Origin of the sequence: Mesorhizobium sp. M1088 (genome assembly GCF_040318575.1) — a bacterium.
Lineage (GTDB): Bacteria > Pseudomonadota > Alphaproteobacteria > Rhizobiales > Rhizobiaceae > Mesorhizobium.
This window is the reverse complement of sequence record NZ_JAMYMO010000001.1, coordinates 18,045-37,369: the sequence shown is the minus strand read 5'-3', so window position 1 is coordinate 37,369 and position 19,325 is coordinate 18,045. Positions and strand designations below refer to the sequence as shown.

Sequence of the window (19,325 nt, the reverse complement as noted above, 5' to 3'; positions counted from 1 at the left end):
ATGAAGCGCGCAGTAAACCACGACGCGATGAGCGTGGTCGGCTATACAACCCCCTGGAGTGCCAAAGCAGGCCAGCGGATCACCCTCAGCCTGTCATGCGACCGGCCGATAAAGGCCACACGAATTTGCCGGCTCGACAAGCCGGTTCCGGAATTTCTCGCCTGGCCCATCGAAACGGTAGGTGAAGCACGGCGTCGGCATTTCGACCAAGGGTCGTTCCTGTTCGTGCGAGCCGGCGAACTGGCCAAAGTACAAGCCGTCCACGACATACGTTTCGAGCTGTTCCTCACGCGCAACGAAGGTGCGCGCACGATCCTGGAAGCAGGCGCCCTCGGGCTGCGCCTCCGCGACGGCGCATTTGTCGTGGAAATCGGCGGCGAAACCCTTGTCGAGAAGAAGGCGCCAACTGGTGTGTGGCTCACTGTCGAGTTGGACCTGCGGCAGGAGCAGTTGCGCCTGCGCATCAAATCCCATGACCGTCTCGCGCCTTACGAACTCCATGAAGGTTTTGCCGGCCCTGAGCGGACCCTCCAGGCGCACGACATCCATTTCGGCGCAAGCGCCACCAACCACGAACCTACCCTCAACGCGAAATTTGCTGCGATCCGGCTCGACACCCCACAGGGGACTGTTGCCTGGGATTTCCCGACGCTGTTACCAACGCAGGCGATCCTGACGTCGGGCGGAGCAGATCCGTTGCTCCTCGACGTGATCAATCAGCCAGCCTTCTGCGTGACTTCGGCACGCTGGGACGGATCGAGCTTCGAGCCTCGCTTGGTGCCGTCGCACTACGACGCTATCCATTGCCACGACGACGACATCGGCCCGCTTGAGTGGCCGGTCTCGCACCGCGTGACGATCCCCGAAAACGCACACCCAGGCGTCTACGCGTTCCAGGCCGAATGGGAGGGTGGCTACGAACGCGTGGTGTTCTTCGTCACCTCTTCACAGGTTTCGTCGCCGCTGTTGTATCTCGTGCCGACGGCCACCTATCTCGCTTATGCGGACGAATATCTCCCGGATCATCTTTATGAATGGAAAGGCGACGACCGGGGACATCGCTTCGCGATCGCCAACAATCTGAAATCCCTTTACGACTACCATTCCGACCTTAGCGGTGTTTCCATCTGCTCCTACAAAAAGCCGAAAGTGACGCTCAGGGACGATTACGACTATCCGCTCTGCGGCTGCCCACACAATTTGCCGGTCGATCTGCATTTCCTCCGATTCTGCCACGACAATGGAATCGTGTTTGACGTCATGACCGATCACGATTTGCACGAATGCGGCATAGACGGTTTGCGTCGACATCAAGCCGTCGTCACCGGCAGTCATCCCGAATATATGTCGATCGAGATGGAGCAGGCGCTGCGGCAGTTTGTAGCCGAAGGCGGCAGCATCGCCTATCTCGGCGGAAACGGCTTTGCTGCCACTGTGGCTTTCAAGGACGACCTGATGGAGTTGCGGCGCTCGCCGCTGGAGGCCGGCCGCACCTGGGACGGCCCTGTCGCCGAACAGGCGCTGTCGATCACCAACGAACCAGGCGGCTATCTCCCCTGCCGCGGCCGAGGCGAATTCTCGCTGATCGGCGGTGCAATCTCATTGATGGGTTTCGATGGCGCACGCCCCTTCACGCGCACTGAGGAAAGCCATGAAGCAGGATGCGCATGGCTGTTCGAAGGCGTTGAAAATGCGACCTTCGGCACCGACGGCATGGTGCTGGGCGGTGCCGCGGGCTACGAAGTGGATGCGACGTATCCAGCCCTCGGCACTTCCGCTGACACCGTCGTGATCGCGCGGGCGACGGGATTTCCCGACAGCTTCTTCCAGGATCCGACGCGCTGGTATGAGGGCGGGGATAAGCAACGCATCGCCCGCCGCTGCGCCGAAATGACCCTGCGAAAGCTCGCAGCAGGCGGCTTGATCTTTTCCGCAAGCTCGGTTGCCTGGTGCGGCGCGCTGCCAGCCGCAGGCGCCATGAACGATGTCGGCAGGATCACGCTCAATCTGCTTACCCGCCTCGGTGCGACGAAAGGAGAACCAGGCCGAGAAAAATCGATAAGCTGATTGGCGCCGTTACGGAAAGACCCGTATCCGGTCTTGGGAAATCAAATCAGTCGGCGTGCACCGGCTTCGTCTCACATGCCTCTCGCCACCTGGCGGACGGCAGTTGCCTCAGCCGCAACCAGCCGGCGAAATTGCAGCCCGGTGGTGAAAGTTGGGCGGAGGCCTATGTGGCGAGCGGTGACTTGGCGGAGGAAGTCGCGAAGTTGAAAGCCCAAGAGGGCAAGCCGATCATCGCCCACGGCGGAGTGAGCTTCGCCCGCAGTCTCGTCGCCCAAGGACTGGTCGACCAGCTCGCCCTGATGGTGGCCCCGTGGCGCTGGGCAAAGGCCTGCCGCTGTTCTCCGAACTCGCCACGCCGATGTCTCTCAAGCTGGTGAGCTCGAAAGCCTTTCCGGGGGCCGCGGTGGCGCAGATTTACCGGCCAACGTGAACAGGTCAGAGAATGTGTGCAGCCAACGAACCGACGAAGTAAGGGCGAGGTATAAATGAATGCGATCCCTTCGGATCGTCGTCGATCGATAGGAGCCTGTGCATGGCGAAGCTTGTGTTCGGAATGATGCAGTCGCTCGACGGCTATGTCGCTGGCGCCGAGGGCGGGCCCGGGCTGCCGATGCCGGGCGAGGCGCTCCATCGCCACTTCAACGCCCATGTGCGCGGGATCGCCGGCAGCCTCTACGGCCGGCGCATGTACGAGGTAATGCGCTATTGGGACGAGGGTCAGCCAGGACAGGACCAGGTCGGGCGCGACTTTGCGGCGGCCTGGCGGGCGCAGCCGAAATGGGTCGTCTCTCGCACCCTGAAGTCGGTCGGGCCGAACGCGACGCTGGTGGACGACGATCTCAAAGGGTTCGTTAGGGCGCTTAAAGCCGAACACGAGGGCGAGATCGAAGTCGCCGGACCGGAGCTTGCGGGTAGTCTGACCGAGCTTGGCCTTGTCGATGAGTACCGGCTCTACTTCCGTCCCATCGTGCTTGGTCGCGGCAAGCCATTCTTCGCCGGCCCGCGGCCGCCGCTGCGTCTCGTGGCCAGCGACCGGGTTGGCGAGGACGCGATCAGAGTGACGTACGTTCCCGCCTGATCACAACCCACCCGACACCCTAACGTCCGTCGGACCGAATTTGAGCTCATTCCTACTCGATTGTTCCAAATCTAGTTAGGCCATTGATATAGCTAGGTTTTTATTCGTTGCCGCGCAAGAAGCCGACCCATGGGCCGTCAAAACGTTACAGTCTTGATTTCAAATGGAAAAATAGCACGAAAATTTTTTGTGCGGTTTCGGCATCTATCGAAGTCGATCGCCTTTTCCCGACCCACTTTGGGCAACTCAGGTGGGTTTCACAGCGAACCAAGAAAGTACCGTCACTAACTTTCATAGCACAGCGCGCCACAACGCGACCCGCCGCGGCAGCGTCATCCAAGCGCCATCCCTCTCCGTTTGTAGGTGAACTGGATACCGCTGGCAGTGCAAACTGGACACTCCCGGCAGCATAAACTGGACACCTCAAGACCCACCCGCTCCGAGGACGCGACAGCACGGTTCAAGGTGCAATGTCGCGCCCTCCACTTGCTGAACTTCTTCCCGGAGGGGGCCGGGGGAGGTTGAATAACCTGTGGAAAGCCTGTGGGTCTTTTTGGGACCGTTTGCGGACCGGCCTGAGCCTAGGAATCGTTTTGCTCAACTGCCCCTTCGAGACGGCTGACCGGCCAAAGACGTCCCTCAGGGGAGAGGGGCCCCGCGTTCCGTGGCACCGGCCCGCAACCTTCAGAATATGATAGCCCGCGGCAACCGGAGAAGGGAATCTGTGCTCTCAAACCAGCATCGACTGCTGGGCGGAGATACCCGCCGTCGCGCCATGCGATGTTGCCAGGGTGACCGAGGCCATGAGGGGTTGGCGAGGTCGCCGGCGGCGTAGATGCCGGGAATGCTAGTTTCGCGGCGCTCGTCGACCTTGAGGGCGATGCCGAGGGGCGTATCGACCGTGGCGAGGCCCAGTGATTCATGCAGGCTTGCGGACGGCTTGTTGCGCGGATGGGCGAACAGGATGTCGACCGCGACATTGCGGCCGGTATCGAGATTGACGGTGGCGATATGGCCCCCGTGATGGGCGATCTCGGTGATCCGGCCATCGACGACAGGTATGTTGCGGCGCGCCAGATCGGCCCGGATATCGGGTGGAATGTCGTGACCATCGGCGAAGAGCGTCAACGTGTCGGTCCAATCGTGGTACAGCCTGACATAATTGTGCGACTGCGGGCCGGACCAGACGAGGCCCCAATGCTGGCCGGCGGCTTCAAAGCCGTCGCAATAGGGGCAGGGTACGATGGACGTGCCCCAGCTTTCGGCAAAGCCCGGAACATCAGGCATCTGGTCGGCGACGCCATAGCTCAGGATCAGGCGCCGCGCCCCAAGGCTTTCGCCATCGCCAGTGAGGACGGAGAAATCGTCGATGGCGCCGGAGACGCTGTCGGCCCGGGCACTGACCAGCCTGATCGTGGGATAACGCGCCAGCTGCTGCCGCGCCTCGGCCAGGATGTCCAGCGGTGGCTTGTGATCGTGACCGAGCAGGCCATGCGAGTGGCCGGCGAAGCGATTGCGCGGCAGGCCGGTATCGAGAACTGTGACCTTGCGGCGGGCACGGCCGAGCTGCAGGGCGCCGGCGAGACCGGCAAAGCTGCCGCCGATGATGATGACGTCATCCATGGTGATGGGCTCCGTGTTGTTGATGGAGGGGAGTGGGCTGGGCCTGGCGCGAAATATCGTCCAGCGATACGCGCTCGAGACGGGCAGCGAGCAGGGCTTCGGCATCGGCGAGAAAGTCGCCCATCACTGTGTTGGCCGGCCGGACAATGCCGCATTCGATATCGCCGGGCGGCCCGGGGAAACTTGATTTGGAGGACAGGTTGAAATCCACCCGCTAGCTTGCACATTTCGGAAACTACATGGTATCGTAATTCAAGAATTAGGATACTGTCAAGGACTGGAATTGTCGTGACCGAAAACAGCCAGGGCCGGCGCGGCCGGCCCGCCAACGAGGCGCTTGGCCAAACGATACTCGACGCCGCTTGCGAACTCTTTGTGGAATTGGGTTTTCAAGCGACGACATTGGACAAGGTCGCCCAGCGGGCGAAGATATCCAAGCTCAGCATCTATCGGCACTTCGAGAACAAGGAGGCGCTGTTCAGCGCGGCCATCGCGGCCGGCTGCCATCAGTTGTTTGCACCACAGGCCCTTCTTGAAGGCGTCGACGGTTCGGTCGACGATCAGCTCATGGCGGTGGGATCATCACTGCTTCGCACGCTGTTGAGATCAGACGTCCGCAGTGTCGAAGCCATGGTCATGGCCGACAAGACGAATCAAAAGTCGTTAAGCAAGCTCCATTACGAAGCCGGCCCCGCCCATGTCATCGCCCAAATCGAGGCCCTGTTGCGCCAGCTGCACGCGAAGGCGGTTCTGAACGTGCCCGATCCTCTCCGGTCCGCCCGCTTGTTTGCCGCGCTTTTCAAAGGATCCGATCTCCTGATTATCGCACGCTTCGATGAGGCGAGAGCAGAGGACGACAACGAAATCGAATCCTATTGCCGGTCGGCCGTCGCCATGTTCATCGCCGCGCACGGTGGCAACGACCACGCGGGCGGATAAGCATTTGATTGCTCCGGGCAGCTTGGCCGGGACCGTCGTCCAGGCGCTTCGTCATATTGGGCCGGCGCGCGCGGCCGAGCTTGCACAGATCGCGGCACCTCATCTTTCTCCCAACGACAAAAAGACGCTCGCATCTACCGCGGTCCAAGCTCCCGCCTGGATGCGGTCGACGCTTCTCTCCATCGCAGATCCGGCAGCAGTCGGGACAACATTTGATAGGTGATGCGACGGTGCCATCCGACGATATGCTATCGGGTCCGGAACATCGATCGGTACCGCAGCCAAAGCTGAAACTATGTATGTCGATAACTAAAGTTCCGTCAGCGCAGAAATGTCATGGTACGGGCAATTTTCGTTATATTTCAAAGCGTTGACGCACAGAAAAGTACCGTCAAATCCCAAAAACGAATGACGGTACTTTTTAGAATGCTCTGTCGGATACGAAAAGTACCGTCAAAGTACCGTCAGAGTGATCTGCTACAAGCTGCGAGCCGCGCCAGGCGCTCCGATAAACTTAACGATTTCAATGATTTGATAGGTTTGTCAATTCCATTGATAATGTGCCCTGGCTAGCAGTCTTCTCTGCCCGCAAATCATTGTTTTTCTGCGAAATTCTACGCTAGAGCCGCCTATCATCGCCGTTTCCCTCACTCCCACTCGATTGTGCCTGGCGGTTTGCTCGTCACGTCATAGACGACGCGGTTGATGCCGCGCACCTCGTTGATGATGCCGGTGGCGGCTGCGCCCAGGAATGCCATGTCGTGACGGTAGATATCCGCGGTGCTGCCATCTACCGATGGTGATGCGCGTACATACCGATAAGGGCAGCGGTCACGAGCCGCGCTGTCCCCACGGGCATTGCTCTACGTGCGCCCTTCAAGGAAAAGGAGCATTGTGACGGGGCTTAGCTATAGACGCTGTAGCATTGATCTAATGCGATTTATCGCAGCATCGACGCCTTGCCTAGGCAGACTTTCAACCTTGTAAAATGAAAGGAACGTAAGCGAGGCTTGAGGAGCACAGGTATTCAGAATAGCTGTCTTGAGAACACGCCGCATTGGCCGCCTGAGGATCAGCCAATCGACCCACCAAGGTGAGCCCAAAGTTGTTATTGCAACCACCTTCCTTAACTGGTGAAGTCGCGGTTGTATGGCACCAAGATCGGCTGCGTGATCGTATGCAATACCAGGCACCCATACCCTGTCGAACCAGCCCTTCAATATAGCTGGAGGTCCGAACCACCACGTGGGAAAAATCAAGACGATAGTCTCGGCCCAGAGAAGATCCTCAATCTCTTTAGCTACCTCTGTGGTCTCGAATCCGGAATAGTAGCTCGCGCGCTCCGCCGGTGTAAGAGCCGGGAAGAAGCCAGATCGATACAGATCAACATGTCGGCACTGGTGCTTCGCATCCACCAGGGTGTCGATAGCTGCGTTCGAAAGCGTTTGGCAAAGGCTTGGATTGAGTGGATGAGCCGTGACAATCAAACATCGCATACTAATATTTTGAATCCTCCCCAATTTGGTTGCGCTGCGCGTCATCATTCGTGCGGCGCGGTGCTCGGGCAAAGCTTCTCATACCAATCATGGGATTTCGAAATAGCTGTACGCGCCACAGTCTTCAAAGAGCAATTGTTTTTCAACGCCGAGAATGGCCCTTCTCGTCGCCTTGAGGGACTAGAGGCCACCATGCAAGGACAATCGCCTACATCTGCCGGGGTATTATCGCTTCCGCCACTCTGCTCTCGGCAGCTCGCTAAGACTCCCCCTCATTCCCACTCGATGGTTCATAGCTATGGTAACTCGCTGATTTGGCTATCGCAAATCCTTTGCGCATGACGAAGAACCCTCTTGCGATCCGTCAGAAATTTGCGCTCTTGATTTCAAACACCAATTTCGACGGTCCACGATTTGCTCGTTTTGGCGACTATCGGTATCAATCGGTCGATTTCTTTCTGACGGCCGCCGACCGCTCGAGACAGCGCCATCGGCGACCTGCCAGGCGTCAGTCGCGCGATATGGACAGCCCCGCGAGAAGCGGCGCGTACGCGGCGAGCCTGCGGGATACGAACTCCGTGAAGAGCCGTACGCGCTTCGTCTTGCGTGTCTCCCCCTGTGTGAGAAGCCAGAGCGTTCCGTACATGTGCAGGTCGGTGCCCGGCACCCTCGCCAGCAGGGGGTCGGCATCGCCGACGAAGCAGGGCAGTGTCGTGATCCCGAGCCCTTGCCGTACAGCAACGATCTGCGCCTCGGCGTCCGTGGTCCTGAAGGGAACCGCCGTGGTGCGAACCTCACCCTCGCTGGCCCATTCCGGAATTCCATGAATGCTTATGACGATCCACCGGATGGGATCAGGTGCGCCCGCACGCCACGCGGCTAGTCGATCGCAGGACATATAGACGCCGCCGAACAGCTCCGGTCCCTTCAGGCCGTGAAGATTGAGCGGCAGGGTTTTGCGGTCGTAGACGACGCGGATCGCGACGTCGGCCTCTCGGTTGGTCAGATTTGCCAGCTCGCCGGACGACAAGATTTCCATCTCGATGTCCGGATGCAGACGCGCGAAGTCGGCGAAGTCCGGCATGAGCAGGTGTGTCGCGAGGGGCGGTGCCAGCGTCACCCGCAGAAGCCCGCGCACGCTCTGGTCGCGCCCGAAGACGCGCGTCTCCAGCAGGTGCGACGACACTTCCATCTGGTCCGCGAACTCGAGGACCTCCTCGCCCGCAGTCGTCAGGCGGTAGCCCGAAGGCAGCTTTTCGAACATGTGCACCCCGAGGCGTTCCTCGAGCTGGGCGACACGTCGCAGCACGGTCGAGTGGTTCACACCGAGGCGCTCGGCGGCGGCCCGCACCGAGCCTCCGCGCGCGACGGCAAGAAAGTAGCGAACGTCATCCCAGTCGATCATGGTGCAATCCGGCACCGCGCGGTGCGCCTTCCAAAGCCCGTATCTAACACATCGAACAGCAGTACGGGCGGTCATCATAGCCTATGTCGACGCGCGCGGCTCAATTCCGAACGGCGGACGCCGATCGTCGCGGCTGGCGTCAGTCGTCCAGCCGGATCGATTTCGCACCACCGATGTGCGCGCTTCCGCACTCAACAACTGACGCCGGCGGACCCATTTCGAGGTTCTCGGGGGTGTCCCCGCACAACCAAAGGCGAAGGCCTGGAAGGATAAGTCATGGGAAAGCTTGAAGGGAAGGTTGCAGTCATCACCGGCGGCGCTACCGGCATCGGCCGCGCCGCAGCAAAGCGCTTCATCGAGGAGGGCGCCTTCGTTTTCATCTTCGGCCGTCGGCAGGAAGCGCTCGACGCCGCTGTGGCCGACCTCGGGCCCAATGCCCGCGCGGTGAAGGGCTCGGTCTCCGATCTGACCGACCTCGACCGACTTTACGCTGCGGTGAAGGCCGAGCGTGGAACCCTCGACATCGTCTTTGCCAATGCCGGGGCGGGAAGCCAGCTTCGGCTCGGCGAGATCACCGCCGAGCACATTGACGAAACCTTCGACACCAATGTGAAGGGTACGATCTTCACGATCCAGAAGGCGCTGCCGCTGATGAGCGAGGGCGGTTCGATAATCCTGACCGGATCGAGCGCTGGCACCACGGGCGCCCCGGGGATGAGCGCCTACAGCGCGAGCAAGGCGGCAGTGCGCAACCTCGCGCGGACCTGGGCGGAGGACCTAAAGGGCACCGGCATCCGGGTAAACGTGCTGTCGCCCGGGGCCACTGCGACCGAGCTAGCGAAGGAAGCGCTAGGCGAGGAGGGCCAGAAGGTCTTCGCCTCGATGACTCCGCTCCAGCGCATGGCCGATCCGGCGGAGATCGGGGCGGCGGCGGCCTTTCTCGCGTCGTCGGACAGCAGCTTCATGACTGCCAGCGAGGTCGCCGTTGACGGCGGTCTTGCGCAACTCTGACGCGCTAACCCAGCGCCGTTGAAGGCCGGGGAAATCAATACCAACACGGATCGGAGAAGATCATGAGCTACGCAATTGTAGGATTCGGTAAGATAGGCCAGGCCCTCGCCCACGCCTTCGCCCGTAAAAACATCGACGTGGCCGTCGCGAGCCGCCGACCGCCCGAGGCGTTGGCGCCGCAGGCTCGGGCGATTGGACCCACGGTAGTCGCCAAGTCGCTGCGGGATGCACTCGAGGCCGACACAATCATCTTGGCAGTCCCGTTCGGGGAGCATCGCGAGGTTGCGAAGGCTCTGCCGAGCTGGGAAGGCAAGACAGTCATCGACGCGATGAACGCGTTTCCAGTGCCTGAAGAGCTGGACGGTCTCCCGTCCTCCGCCTTCGTCGCGAAGGCGTTCACCGGCGCCAAGCTCGTCAAAGGGTTCAATCATCTGGGTGCGGCCACTCTGGCTGCCGATCCGATCGTCCAGGGCGGGCACCGTGTCGTCTTTCTGTCGAGCGACGACGAGGACGCGACCGCTCCCGTGGCGGCCTTGGCCAAACAACTCGGGTTCGCACCCGTCAAGCTGGGAAAGCTCAACGAGGGTGGCGCGCTGGTGCACGCGCGCGCCCGCACTTGGGGCCAGCTCATCTTCCAGGATTTGTTCAAGAAGGAGCAGTAATCGATGTACGACCATGTGACTTGGCCCGAGCGATATGATCCGAAAACGTCGGCCATCTACGCACTCAACGACATTGACGTGAAGGCGCCGCCTGAAGCGGTCTGGAAGCTGCTCGTCGAAGCCGAGAATTGGTCGAGCTACTTTCCCGCCGAGGATCAGGTCAAGATTCTGACGGGGGAGCCGGAACTGGCGCTCGGAACGCGATACAGCCGTGTGACGGTTGGATTTCCGATGAGTCTGGTCGTGACGGAATGCGAGCCCCTTCGCAGGCTCGCATGGGCGACGACAGTTGATGGCGACGAGACCGGCTCAAGCGCATACCATGGCTGGGTCATCACGCCTACGGACCATGGCTGCCATGTGCTGACCGAGGAAACGCAGCAGGGCCCCTTCTTCCTCGATGAACTCGGGCGCAAACATCCCGGCGCACTCTATCGGTATCACCAAGACTGGGTCGAAAGCCTCGCCCACGCAGCGGAGGCGGAAACAGCGAAGACGACAGTGGATTGATTGCGCTTCCTGTTTAATTTTGGAGATGAATGAGATGAATATCGAACTCAAAGGCCGCAAGGCCATTGTTACCGGATCCACCGCCGGTATCGGCCGCGCGACGGCGGAGGGGTTGGCACGTGCCGGTGCATCGGTCGTCGTCAACGGCCGTGGAAACGCTCGGGTCGATGAGGCGGTGCGGCAGATGCGGCAGGCCTTCCCCGGCAGCGACATCTCGGGTATCGCCGCTGATCTTGCGACAGCGGAGGGGGCAAAGGCCTTGATCGCGCATGCGCCTGACGCCGATATCCTTGTGAACAACGTCGGTACAGCACACATCCGGAGCTACAACGGCGTCGAGGATATCGCAAATATCCCCGATGAGGACTGGCTTGACCTCTTCCAGTTGAACGTAATGAGTGGCGTGCGCGCGAGCCGTCATTACCTGCCGCGGATGGTGGCGAAAGGCTGGGGCCGCATCGTGTTCATAAGTAGCGAATCCGCAGTCAACATCCCTAAGGAAATGCTCGACTATGGCATGACCAAGACCGCTCAACTCGCGGTCTCACGCGGGCTTGCCGAGGCGGTCGCGGGCACGGGCGTCACCGTCAACGCCGTCCTGCCGGGACCTACCCGCTCTGAGATCCTGGGCAACTTCATGGCGAAACAGGCTGACGCAAATGGAATCACGCAGCACGAAGCCGAGCAGGGCTTCCTGCAGGCGATGCGTCCGACGAGCCTCATCCACCGCTTCGCGACCACCGATGAGGTGGCCAACATGATCATCTACACATGCTCGGAGCAGGCTTCGGCGACCACCGGCGCGGCTTTGCGGGTGGATGGTGGCGTGGTCCGCTTCGTCGCGTAGCAGGACGACCAAATTGTGCCGTTCGCCAACTCGGGTCCGCTGTCGGCCAAGCTGCTGAAGCATGGCACGCTTAAGCCTACAGGGATCTGGCGCACGGCATGCGCACGGTCCACGCATTGCGGGAGCACTCTGAAACTATGCGAGGCACGAGAACGTATTCAGCTACGGCGCCGTCCCCGCTGTGCTCGGCGGCTGTGTGCTCGTCTCGTTGGTCCCGCCCCGGGGCTTAGACCATGATACAAATCCACGGAACATAATGTCTATTGTCCGAGGAATTGATCGGCGCTCCGATCCCAATCCAAAGCATGTGCTGTGAACGGCGCGGTGGATCGATCCCTTTGAGCATCTCTACACATAATCGAAGGTCTATCGCCGACCTGCAAAACGGCTGCTTGTTCTTGCAGAATCGCCCGCGAACTATCGCCTCCTATCGTTGACCAACAATTTCCGAATATATCCCACAGTACTCCAACCTACTCTACCGCACGCCCCCTCACTCCCACTCGATTGTTCGGACGGACCATAAGCATCTGATTTCGCTCGAAATTTCTCAGTTTAGATGACAATAAGCCGACATGGGGGCTGTCAAAAATCTACGCTGTTGATTTTAAACAGATTTTTCACTGAATATTTTTCGCATGGTTTCGGCATCTATCGAGGTCCATTGCCTCTGAGAGCCGATTTTTAGCGGCTGGGAGCCGCTCCGCTAACAGCGGAAAAGTACCGTCATGTCTCTTATAGCAAGGTTTCGTCGCCCGGGCGAGGCTCGTCCAATCCGCGCCCCAGAGCAAGCCTACACGAGGGCCTGACGCACCGTGTCGCCGTGAAGTCAGGTGGCCGGCAAGCCTGGATCGATGCCGGTCATGGCGATGGAGACGTCCCAGAGCCGCTTCGCAAGCGCGGGATCTTCGGCATGCGGCGCGCGCTTTGCTTCGCCGGCTACACCGCGGATTCCGCCAAGGCCGGTGGGACCGTAATAGCCTCCGGGCTTCACCTTGCCGGTCGCAGCCAAAAGTGCCGGCCACGCGCCCTTGTCGGAGCTATTGAGCAGCAGGCCGACGATTGGGCCTGCGATCTGGACAATCCCCATGTGGCGGCCAAGACTTGTATTGGCGACGCCAGGGTGAACGCCGATGGCTGTGACGGGCGACTTCGGCGCGCGCAGGCGACGATCCAGTTCGAAGAAGAACAGCGCGTTCGCCAATTTGCTGCCGCCGTAGCGATCGGTCTTGATGTAGCTCTTGTCGGCGTTGAGGTCGTCCCAGTCGATCTTGGCCTTCAGATGCGCGATGCTCGAGGTCACGACCACCCGCGATCCCGGCGTCTCCGCCAGTTTGGGCAGGAGCAGCGAGGTGAGCGCGAACACGCCGAGATGATTGACGCCGAACTGCGATTCGAACCCCTGCTTCGTGCGCGTCAGCGGCGGATTCATGATCGCGGCATTGTTGATGAGCGCATCGATCCGTGGCTCCTTCGCCGCGATCTCGGCTGCGGTGCGAACGCTGTCCAGGTCACCGAGGTCGAGCGGCAACCAGACGAGATCGGCATTCGGCGTGATCCGCTTGATCCGCGCGATGGCGTCCTGCGCCCTGGTCTGCTCGCGGCAGCCAAGCAGGACGCGCGCGCGCCTGGCGGCAAGCACCCGCGCGATTTCGAACCCGACGCCGGCGTTGGCGCCTGTGACGATGAAGCTTTTTCCCGTCTGCTTGGGAACGTTAGCTTCGGTGAAACCCTTGCAATTCGACATTTTCGATCCTTATCTATGAGTGACTACATACTCATTTAGGGGCTAAAACTCAGGCGGCAGACCCCTTCCAGAAAAGGTCGAACCCGGCCTGCCGGATGGCGTCACTTTCCTGAGGTTTGGCTGTGACCGCGTTGATGCTGATGTCGGCCAAGTCGAAGAGAATGGTATCGATGTAGAAGGCGATCCTGTCAGGCGCGGCATGGCCGGCGAGACACTCCTCCACCATCGTCCGCGCATCCCGCTGCATGGCGTGACACCGGTTCCGGCTTTCCGCTGTCACGCGATCCGAGACCTTCAACTGACGAAGGGCCTTGCGCGCCGTGGCGTGAGCCAGTCCCCAGTCAATCAGACGGTTCCAGACCGCGAATAGTCGGTCTTTGGGGGAGGCGTCCGCCGGATATGGCGCCAGCATCATCTCTACCAAGTCGGCCTCGATCTCGAGAAAGAGCTGGTTGAGCAGATCGTCCTTGGTTGGAAAGTAAGTGAACAGCGTTCCCTCAGACACGCCAGCAGCCTTTGCGATCTTGGCCGTGGACGCGCCTGTGCCCAGGCTGGCGACGAACTCGGCCGCTGCATCGAGCAGTGCCTGTCGCTTTTCTTCACTGAGGGGACGCGCCATATTTCCGTCCAACGACATTGAGTGAGTACATACTCGATTATATAGGGAATAGCATGAGATTGGTCAAGGGATGCAGCCCCGCATCTTTCGCGGTCCATACCGACCAAGCTCGAATGAAGATTGTGTGGGCACACACCATGAGGCTGCGGCTGCCTTTTCAATAAGGGACGCAGTGGGGATCGAGATGTCTATCGAAAGGGAAATGCATTGAATTCAGGGCCTTGATTGCAGTCCCCGGGGCATCATCATGCCTACTTCGATGAGAGCAGGTGATGGCACGCCCAGCCCTGACCAATCCAAAAGCGTGAACGGCACCACAAGCGGACATTACTCGGTATCTATCGAGATGTGTGAGCCGCCTACACTACGACACAGTTTCCCGCAGTGTCCGAAACTACGCTCCCCTCACTCCCACTCGATCGTTTTGAGCCATCGTAACGCGTTGACGCGGTAGCACAAACTTTTCTGCACGCCCTAAAGAACCGACTCTGCGATCCGTCAGAAATCTGCGCTCTTGATTTCAAAAGGGAATTTCGGCGATTCGGGATCGGCTCGGTTTCGGCGACTATCGACAACAATCGGTCTATTTTCGACAGCCGCGCCGCAACAAGCCGCGACCCACTGGGGACCAAAAAAAGGACCGTCAAACACGGCCGAGCGGTCCGCACGGTTGCGCCCGGCATTCGCTCGTCGCCGTGGCGTGCCTCACTTGCCGTATGACGCAAGGAACACCCGTACGCCGGCCGCGGCGTGCCGTCGAAGCTTCGCCGGTTTCGGAATCGACTCGTCACCCAACAGCATGGCCCTGTTCAATGGCTCGCCCATAATCAACCAATTGAACTGGGAAGCGGCGACGGCCGGATCATCGATCGCAAGCAGGCCGCGATCAGCCAAGCGCTCGAACAACACTGCCATCGCCGTCATTGCGCGCCCGGGTCCGCCATCGAAGAGCGCCTTTGCCAGTTCCGGGAAGCGGCCGACCTCACCGATCACCAGACGGCGTAGCTGCATGACGCGCGGCGTGAGCACGGTGGTAAGCTGTCGGTACGCATAGCGCCGAAGATATTCGGCAATATCTTCGCCCTCGGCGAGTTCGGGCATTTTACTGTGGACCCTATCGCTGGCTCGATTGGTCAAGCTGCTCACGATCTCCACGAACAGCATCTCCTTGTTCGGAAAATTCTTGTAGACGGTCTGTTTCGACACCGCCGCAAGCGCCGCGATCTCGTCCATATTGGTGGCCAGATAGCCCTTTTGCAGAAACACTTCTGTCGCCGCCTCGAGGATGGCCCGGCGCTTTTTCGCCGACCGTCCGTGCGGTTCGAGTTCTTCTGTAGCACCTGCTGAACGCGTCGTGGTCATGCTCCTGGCGTGTCCGCTGCCGATTGACTCATGGGTACTGGACCGTCTAGTTTGATTTGGACCGAGATGCAATAGGGAGAGATCGACAATGCACATCCAGTTCGCGGAGCTTCCGGTGTTCGACCAGGAACGCGCCAAGGCGTTCTACATCGATCACCTGAACTGCCGCGTCGTCGCCGATCAGCCAATGGGCAATGATGGGTGGCGATGGATCGAACTCGGATTTCCAGGTGCCGAAACCACCCTCCACTTCTTAAGGCGCAAGGACGAAACACCATCTGAGGGCCCCGTCCTCGTGCTGGTTGACAACGAAATCGAAGTCACCGTTCAGAGACTCAAATCGCGAGGCGCCGAGATCATAGCAGAACCGCGCCCCGCGCCATGGCAACCGGGGCGCACGATCGCGGAGTTTCGGGACAGCGAGGGCAATCGCATGATGATCACCAGCAGATGACGCACTCACCTATCATGACCGCAACTTGCTCTTGCGGTGGCGTCGAACTCAAAGCCTTTGGCAGGCCGATCGTGAGCAGTGCCTGCTACTGCGACGACTGCCGGAAGGGAGCTGATCAGATCGAAGCTTTGCCAGGTGCTGGCGCCATACGCGATCCCGATGGCGGCACCGCATACATCCTCTATCGAAAGGACCGCATCGAGTGCTCCAAGGGGGCCGAATTGCTGAGGGGTTACAAGCTTAAGGAAACTTCAGCCACGAATAGGGTCATCGCCATGTGCTGCAATTCAGCGATGTTAATGAACTTCGATAGAGGTCCGCATTGGGTCTCGGCATACAGAGCGCGGTTTCACGGAGAACTCCCGCCACTGCAGCTGCGGATTTGCACTAAGTTCAAGTCGGACAGCGATGTCATTCCTGACGACGTGCCGAGCCACCGCGGTTATCCTCTAGGGTTCGTCGTTAAACTTTTGGCATCGCGCGTGGCGATGTTGCTAGGTCGATAAACCGGCCGCCAGCCTGCGCGATAAGACATTCAGATAGGTGCGCAAATCGGATACGGCCCTGCCGCTCAGGCTCAGGCCTCAATGAACTTCTGTAGGCGATCCGCCACGATCAGCCCTGCCCGGCTGTTCAAGTGCACGCCGTCGGTGTGAAATAGCCAGCCATTTACGCGGGCGACATCATCCGGACGCTGCCGCAGCACCAGTACGCGAAAAGCATCGCGATAGAATGGAAGAAAGTTGAACGCCGTGTAGGCCCGGCCAGGCGAGGCGCGAACTTCCTCGGTGAGCGCCTCATGGAGCGGGACATAGCCGCAGCGTTCCTCGTGCGCGATGGCCGCCACGATCGCAGAATATTCCTTGATCCGCCGGTTGAGCTCGCTCTGGAACGGATCGTCCGAATCCGGCGCTTCTCCTATCGGAGGGAGCGAGCAAAGGCCGATGTCCGCCGCCGTCTCGCGCTTCAGCCTGCGTGCTATCTCGGCCAGATTCTCGTGGAACCAATCGGGCGAAGGCGTGCGGGGCAGACGCTTCCAAAACGCAAAGAACCGCCGCACTTTGCGTGACACGAGCGTGAGAACATCATTCCCGCCGACCCAGACGATGACCTTGTCGGGACGGCAGGCGAGCACATCCGGCAACCGCTGCAGCGCATTGTACGCCAAGTCGCCGCCGACGCCAAAATTCCGGAACTCAAATTGCCCGTTGCCCGGCCGCCGGCGGAGCTCCGCCATCCAATCGAATGCCTGGCGCTTGCCCGCCGTGCTGCTCGACCCGAGGCACGCCACGATTTTTCGTTGAGGACGCACCATCGTAACTCCGCCAGGCCAGAAGTGAGAAATCGTCGCCTTATGCTCTTCCCAAAACGGCCCGCCCAGTCATGAGTTTCAGGTCGGATTCCGCGGCGTTTTCCAACATCCATGGACAGGCATAATAATCTTCGATGCGATCGATGACGCGACCGGCGACATGGACACGAACCGGCCACGCGACCTGCCACCGGTCGCCTCGCTGGAAGAGCACGATCAGGACAGGCTCTCCGTCGATCGCCCCCAACTCCATGGTCCACGTCTCCGGGTTTCGCTCGTATTCGACGAAATAGGGAGAACTTCTGAGCAGGCCGTCGAAGCAGTCGGCGACCCGCAACCGAGCATCGGCGCTGGTCAGGCTCCGCACGCCATCCCAGTCATGGCGGTTGAAGAGGTCAACATAGCGCTGCAAGAGCCGCGCGGTGTCGGGATCAAGCGGACGGTTCGGTTCACCGGCAGGTTCAGCGGGCAAGTCGGCGAGCTTCGCCCGTCCGCGGGAGAGCGCGGCTTTGACGCCCCCAACCGTCGAGTCCACGAGTTCTGCGGTCTCTTCCAGCGAATAGTCGAACACGTCCTTCAAGAGGATGCAGGCGCGCTCCTTGGGCGGCAAGCGGCCAACCAGCCGTTCGATGGCGCGGCGTGCATCGGTCGCTGCCGGCTCTGCAGAGACAACGCCGATGTCGTCCGAATAGGCGTGCTCCGCGCGCTCGCGCACATCGCGTCGCCTCAGAAAGTCGATGCAGCGATTGTGAGCGATGCGAAACAGCCAGGGCTTCAGCCGGCGGGCATCGTCGAGGGTCTCAATCTTCGTGTAGGCCTCGAACAGCGTCTCCTGCACGAGATCCTCACCGTCGAGGCGTGAGCCCGTCATGCGGGCGCAGTAGCGATGCAGTTGGGCGCGGGCGCCTGACACCGTCTCGAGGAAGGCGCGATATCGCGCGTCGAACAGGCCGGTCGGTCGCTCGGGCATGTCCTTCAGCTGCCACATCTTGGTTTCAATTTGCCAGTCATGCGACCTCCTGACCTTCAGCGCGTGTTGCTGCGGTTGCGGCCAGACCAAGCTTGGGGCGAACCCATTGTGCCAACCGCGCGATCGCGTCGTCGGCTTCGGGAGCGCGGCCGGCCATCATCTGGAACGAGTGCAGCATCCCCGGAAATACGTCTAAGCGCATCTCGACGCCGGCGGCTTTCGCGCGGTCGGCGAGCGCTCGGCTGTCGTCGAGCAGGGTTTCGTCTCCACCCACTTGCAGATAGATCGGCGGCAGGCCCTTCAGATCGGCAAAGATCGGGCTGGCGAGTGGATGCCGGGGATCGGTCCCTGCAAGGACTTGCGATACCAGCATATCCACGACCGCCTTCTGGAAGAAGGCGTCCTTCTCGCGGTTGCTTTCGTAGGAGTGCCCGCTCGCCGACAGATCATACCAGCCAGAGATGCTGAGGATCGCGGCCGGCAGCGGCCGTCCCGCATCGCGGAGTTTCATCGCCGCCGCAACGATCAGGCCAGCACCAGCGGAATCGCCTGCAGCTATGGTGTGCTTCGGCGCGACACCCTGCTCGGCAAGCCATTCGAACGCGGTCACGGCCTGCTCGATTTGGCGCGGAAACTTGCTCTGGAAAACGTAGTCGTACGTAGCGAGCAGAGCGTAACAGCCGATCGCCTTAGCAAGGTGTCCGACCATCTTGCGATGGGTCCAGATCGATCCGCCGACATAGCCACCGCCGTGCAGGTAAAGCATGACCCGGTCTTTGGCCGCCGTTTTTGGCTGAACCCACAGCGCGGTCTTGTCGCCGACCTTCGTCTCGACGTAATCGACGCCGCCCGGTTCTGCCGTCAAAACGGACCACTCGGATGCTTCCTGTGGCGATTCTCGACCGCTGCGAAAAGCCTCCGCGAGCGTTTCGTAGTGTATCTTGTTCGCTAGGCTCTGCTTGCTGTTCATTTGTCACGCTCCAATTCGTCCAGGAGGGCGATGTCAAGGATGACCGTGCCCATGAACAGCTAAGACGGATGAACCCAGCGAAAGGATACGTGGCCGGCAGATGCAACGCCTCGCCGGTGGCAGTTGCCGCGGACCCCGGGTGTCAAACCCAGCAAGGCTAGGCTGCTCCACCCTTCTCTGTGGGACGTTCGTTCCAGACATTCGCCGATCGGCCAGATGCTTCGTCTATGCCGTCGCCGGGTGGCCGGGGGCT

Annotated in this window: 18 protein-coding genes and 5 pseudogenes; 13 read left to right on the top strand and 10 right to left on the bottom strand. The window is 60.5% G+C overall.

Annotation, left to right across the window (positions count from 1 at the left end; genetic code table 11):
- From NKH49_RS00210 to NKH49_RS00200, 3 genes and pseudogenes are all read left to right on the top strand, one after another.
- Complete coding sequence (locus tag NKH49_RS00210; RefSeq protein WP_352925086.1) at nucleotides 1–2,067, top strand: N,N-dimethylformamidase beta subunit family domain-containing protein; 2,067 nt, start codon at nucleotides 1–3, stop codon at nucleotides 2,065–2,067.
- Nucleotides 1,950–2,318, top strand: a pseudogene (locus NKH49_RS00205) (hypothetical protein); the annotation flags it as partial. The gene NKH49_RS00210 and the pseudogene NKH49_RS00205, both read left to right, overlap by 118 nt.
- A 281-nt stretch (nucleotides 2,319–2,599) precedes the next feature.
- On the top strand, nucleotides 2,600–3,145 hold the full coding sequence (locus NKH49_RS00200) for a dihydrofolate reductase family protein (protein ID WP_352502134.1): 546 nt from the start codon (nucleotides 2,600–2,602) through the stop codon (nucleotides 3,143–3,145).
- Between the two features lie 730 nt (nucleotides 3,146–3,875).
- Here the strand turns inward: NKH49_RS00200 and NKH49_RS00195 are convergent.
- Nucleotides 3,876–4,768, bottom strand: a pseudogene (locus tag NKH49_RS00195) (NAD(P)/FAD-dependent oxidoreductase).
- On the opposite strand from NKH49_RS00195, the gene NKH49_RS00190 reads away from it, so the two are divergent.
- From NKH49_RS00190 to NKH49_RS00180, 3 genes and pseudogenes are all read left to right on the top strand, one after another.
- Complete coding sequence (locus NKH49_RS00190) at nucleotides 4,767–4,955, top strand: hypothetical protein (RefSeq protein ID WP_352542047.1); 189 nt, start codon at nucleotides 4,767–4,769, stop codon at nucleotides 4,953–4,955. The pseudogene NKH49_RS00195 and the gene NKH49_RS00190 overlap by 2 nt on opposite strands.
- A gap of 101 nt (nucleotides 4,956–5,056) precedes the next feature.
- Nucleotides 5,057–5,707 carry a TetR/AcrR family transcriptional regulator gene (locus NKH49_RS00185; RefSeq protein ID WP_352612030.1) on the top strand — a complete coding sequence of 217 codons (651 nt, stop codon included), beginning with the start codon at nucleotides 5,057–5,059 and terminating at the stop codon, nucleotides 5,705–5,707.
- Nucleotides 5,703–5,930, top strand: a pseudogene (locus NKH49_RS00180) (hypothetical protein); the annotation flags it as partial. The gene NKH49_RS00185 and the pseudogene NKH49_RS00180, both read left to right, overlap by 5 nt.
- A 424-nt stretch (nucleotides 5,931–6,354) precedes the next feature.
- Here the strand turns inward: NKH49_RS00180 and NKH49_RS34895 are convergent.
- From NKH49_RS34895 to NKH49_RS00165, 3 genes and pseudogenes are all read right to left on the bottom strand, one after another.
- Nucleotides 6,355–6,519 (bottom strand): annotated as a pseudogene (locus NKH49_RS34895) (GMP synthase (glutamine-hydrolyzing)); the annotation flags it as partial.
- A gap of 96 nt (nucleotides 6,520–6,615) precedes the next feature.
- Complete coding sequence (locus NKH49_RS00170) at nucleotides 6,616–7,203, bottom strand: NAD(P)H-dependent oxidoreductase (RefSeq protein WP_352502216.1); 588 nt, start codon at nucleotides 7,201–7,203, stop codon at nucleotides 6,616–6,618.
- 508 nt (nucleotides 7,204–7,711) lie between these two features.
- Nucleotides 7,712–8,608, bottom strand: coding sequence for a LysR family transcriptional regulator (locus NKH49_RS00165; protein ID WP_352502130.1), 897 nt, complete (start codon nucleotides 8,606–8,608; stop codon nucleotides 7,712–7,714).
- A gap of 276 nt (nucleotides 8,609–8,884) precedes the next feature.
- On the opposite strand from NKH49_RS00165, the gene NKH49_RS00160 reads away from it, so the two are divergent.
- From NKH49_RS00160 to NKH49_RS00140, 5 genes and pseudogenes are all read left to right on the top strand, one after another.
- Nucleotides 8,885–9,619 (top strand): SDR family NAD(P)-dependent oxidoreductase, encoded by a 735-nt coding sequence (locus tag NKH49_RS00160; RefSeq protein WP_352473458.1) that lies wholly within the window; start codon nucleotides 8,885–8,887, stop codon nucleotides 9,617–9,619.
- 62 nt (nucleotides 9,620–9,681) lie between these two features.
- The gene (locus tag NKH49_RS00155) at nucleotides 9,682–10,281 is read left to right on the top strand and encodes an NADPH-dependent F420 reductase (protein WP_352872170.1); all 600 of its coding nucleotides are present in this window, start codon (nucleotides 9,682–9,684) and stop codon (nucleotides 10,279–10,281) included.
- A 3-nt stretch (nucleotides 10,282–10,284) separates the two neighbouring features.
- The gene (locus tag NKH49_RS00150) at nucleotides 10,285–10,791 is read left to right on the top strand and encodes an SRPBCC domain-containing protein (RefSeq protein ID WP_352450990.1); all 507 of its coding nucleotides are present in this window, start codon (nucleotides 10,285–10,287) and stop codon (nucleotides 10,789–10,791) included.
- Nucleotides 10,792–10,825: 34 nt separating this feature from the next.
- The gene (locus tag NKH49_RS00145; protein WP_352473461.1) at nucleotides 10,826–11,638 is read left to right on the top strand and encodes an SDR family NAD(P)-dependent oxidoreductase; all 813 of its coding nucleotides are present in this window, start codon (nucleotides 10,826–10,828) and stop codon (nucleotides 11,636–11,638) included.
- Nucleotides 11,639–11,641: 3 nt separating this feature from the next.
- Nucleotides 11,642–11,754, top strand: a pseudogene (locus NKH49_RS00140) (alpha/beta fold hydrolase); the annotation flags it as partial.
- A gap of 713 nt (nucleotides 11,755–12,467) precedes the next feature.
- Here NKH49_RS00140 and NKH49_RS00135 read toward each other — a convergent pair.
- The 3 genes from NKH49_RS00135 to NKH49_RS00125 form a co-directional block, all read right to left on the bottom strand.
- Nucleotides 12,468–13,385 (bottom strand): oxidoreductase, encoded by a 918-nt coding sequence (locus NKH49_RS00135; protein ID WP_352617781.1) that lies wholly within the window; start codon nucleotides 13,383–13,385, stop codon nucleotides 12,468–12,470.
- 49 nt (nucleotides 13,386–13,434) lie between these two features.
- On the bottom strand, nucleotides 13,435–14,004 hold the full coding sequence (locus NKH49_RS00130) for a TetR/AcrR family transcriptional regulator (RefSeq protein ID WP_352502126.1): 570 nt from the start codon (nucleotides 14,002–14,004) through the stop codon (nucleotides 13,435–13,437).
- Nucleotides 14,005–14,709: 705 nt separating this feature from the next.
- Nucleotides 14,710–15,366: a TetR/AcrR family transcriptional regulator gene (locus NKH49_RS00125; RefSeq protein ID WP_352617784.1), complete on the bottom strand. Its 657-nt coding sequence runs from the start codon at nucleotides 15,364–15,366 to the stop codon at nucleotides 14,710–14,712.
- Nucleotides 15,367–15,454: 88 nt separating this feature from the next.
- On the opposite strand from NKH49_RS00125, the gene NKH49_RS00120 reads away from it, so the two are divergent.
- On the top strand, nucleotides 15,455–15,820 hold the full coding sequence (locus tag NKH49_RS00120; protein ID WP_023676207.1) for a VOC family protein: 366 nt from the start codon (nucleotides 15,455–15,457) through the stop codon (nucleotides 15,818–15,820).
- The gene (locus NKH49_RS34890) at nucleotides 15,748–16,326 is read left to right on the top strand and encodes a GFA family protein (protein ID WP_502893840.1); all 579 of its coding nucleotides are present in this window, start codon (nucleotides 15,748–15,750) and stop codon (nucleotides 16,324–16,326) included. Before NKH49_RS00120 ends, NKH49_RS34890 begins: the two co-directional genes overlap by 73 nt.
- A 71-nt stretch (nucleotides 16,327–16,397) precedes the next feature.
- Here the strand turns inward: NKH49_RS34890 and NKH49_RS00115 are convergent, their stop codons facing one another.
- From NKH49_RS00115 to NKH49_RS00105, 3 genes are read right to left on the bottom strand one after another with little or no spacing between them, the layout of a single operon-like run.
- Nucleotides 16,398–17,135 (bottom strand): SGNH/GDSL hydrolase family protein, encoded by a 738-nt coding sequence (locus NKH49_RS00115; RefSeq protein WP_352617787.1) that lies wholly within the window; start codon nucleotides 17,133–17,135, stop codon nucleotides 16,398–16,400.
- 37 nt (nucleotides 17,136–17,172) lie between these two features.
- Nucleotides 17,173–18,120, bottom strand: coding sequence for a sigma-70 family RNA polymerase sigma factor (locus NKH49_RS00110; RefSeq protein ID WP_352617790.1), 948 nt, complete (start codon nucleotides 18,118–18,120; stop codon nucleotides 17,173–17,175).
- A 19-nt stretch (nucleotides 18,121–18,139) separates the two neighbouring features.
- Complete coding sequence (locus tag NKH49_RS00105; RefSeq protein ID WP_352502123.1) at nucleotides 18,140–19,072, bottom strand: alpha/beta hydrolase; 933 nt, start codon at nucleotides 19,070–19,072, stop codon at nucleotides 18,140–18,142.
- Nucleotides 19,073–19,325: the final 253 nt, after the last annotated feature.

Bases quoted from the DNA above. Each gene is read 5' to 3' on its own strand.
- NKH49_RS00210 (WP_352925086.1), top strand. From the start codon at position 1: ATGAAGCGCGCAGTAAACCACGACGCGATGAGCGTGGTCGGCTATACA.
- NKH49_RS00200 (WP_352502134.1), top strand. From the start codon at position 2,600: ATGGCGAAGCTTGTGTTCGGAATGATGCAGTCGCTCGACGGCTATGTC.
- NKH49_RS00190 (WP_352542047.1), top strand. From the start codon at position 4,767: ATGGTGATGGGCTCCGTGTTGTTGATGGAGGGGAGTGGGCTGGGCCTG.
- NKH49_RS00170 (WP_352502216.1), bottom strand. From the start codon at position 7,203: ATGCGATGTTTGATTGTCACGGCTCATCCACTCAATCCAAGCCTTTGC.
- NKH49_RS00165 (WP_352502130.1), bottom strand. From the start codon at position 8,608: ATGATCGACTGGGATGACGTTCGCTACTTTCTTGCCGTCGCGCGCGGA.
- NKH49_RS00160 (WP_352473458.1), top strand. From the start codon at position 8,885: ATGGGAAAGCTTGAAGGGAAGGTTGCAGTCATCACCGGCGGCGCTACC.
- NKH49_RS00155 (WP_352872170.1), top strand. From the start codon at position 9,682: ATGAGCTACGCAATTGTAGGATTCGGTAAGATAGGCCAGGCCCTCGCC.
- NKH49_RS00150 (WP_352450990.1), top strand. From the start codon at position 10,285: ATGTACGACCATGTGACTTGGCCCGAGCGATATGATCCGAAAACGTCG.
- NKH49_RS00145 (WP_352473461.1), top strand. From the start codon at position 10,826: ATGAATATCGAACTCAAAGGCCGCAAGGCCATTGTTACCGGATCCACC.
- NKH49_RS00135 (WP_352617781.1), bottom strand. From the start codon at position 13,385: ATGTCGAATTGCAAGGGTTTCACCGAAGCTAACGTTCCCAAGCAGACG.
- NKH49_RS00130 (WP_352502126.1), bottom strand. From the start codon at position 14,004: ATGGCGCGTCCCCTCAGTGAAGAAAAGCGACAGGCACTGCTCGATGCA.
- NKH49_RS00125 (WP_352617784.1), bottom strand. From the start codon at position 15,366: ATGACCACGACGCGTTCAGCAGGTGCTACAGAAGAACTCGAACCGCAC.
- NKH49_RS00120 (WP_023676207.1), top strand. From the start codon at position 15,455: ATGCACATCCAGTTCGCGGAGCTTCCGGTGTTCGACCAGGAACGCGCC.
- NKH49_RS34890 (WP_502893840.1), top strand. From the start codon at position 15,748: ATGGCAACCGGGGCGCACGATCGCGGAGTTTCGGGACAGCGAGGGCAA.
- NKH49_RS00115 (WP_352617787.1), bottom strand. From the start codon at position 17,135: ATGGTGCGTCCTCAACGAAAAATCGTGGCGTGCCTCGGGTCGAGCAGC.
- NKH49_RS00110 (WP_352617790.1), bottom strand. From the start codon at position 18,120: ATGTGGCAGCTGAAGGACATGCCCGAGCGACCGACCGGCCTGTTCGAC.
- NKH49_RS00105 (WP_352502123.1), bottom strand. From the start codon at position 19,072: ATGAACAGCAAGCAGAGCCTAGCGAACAAGATACACTACGAAACGCTC.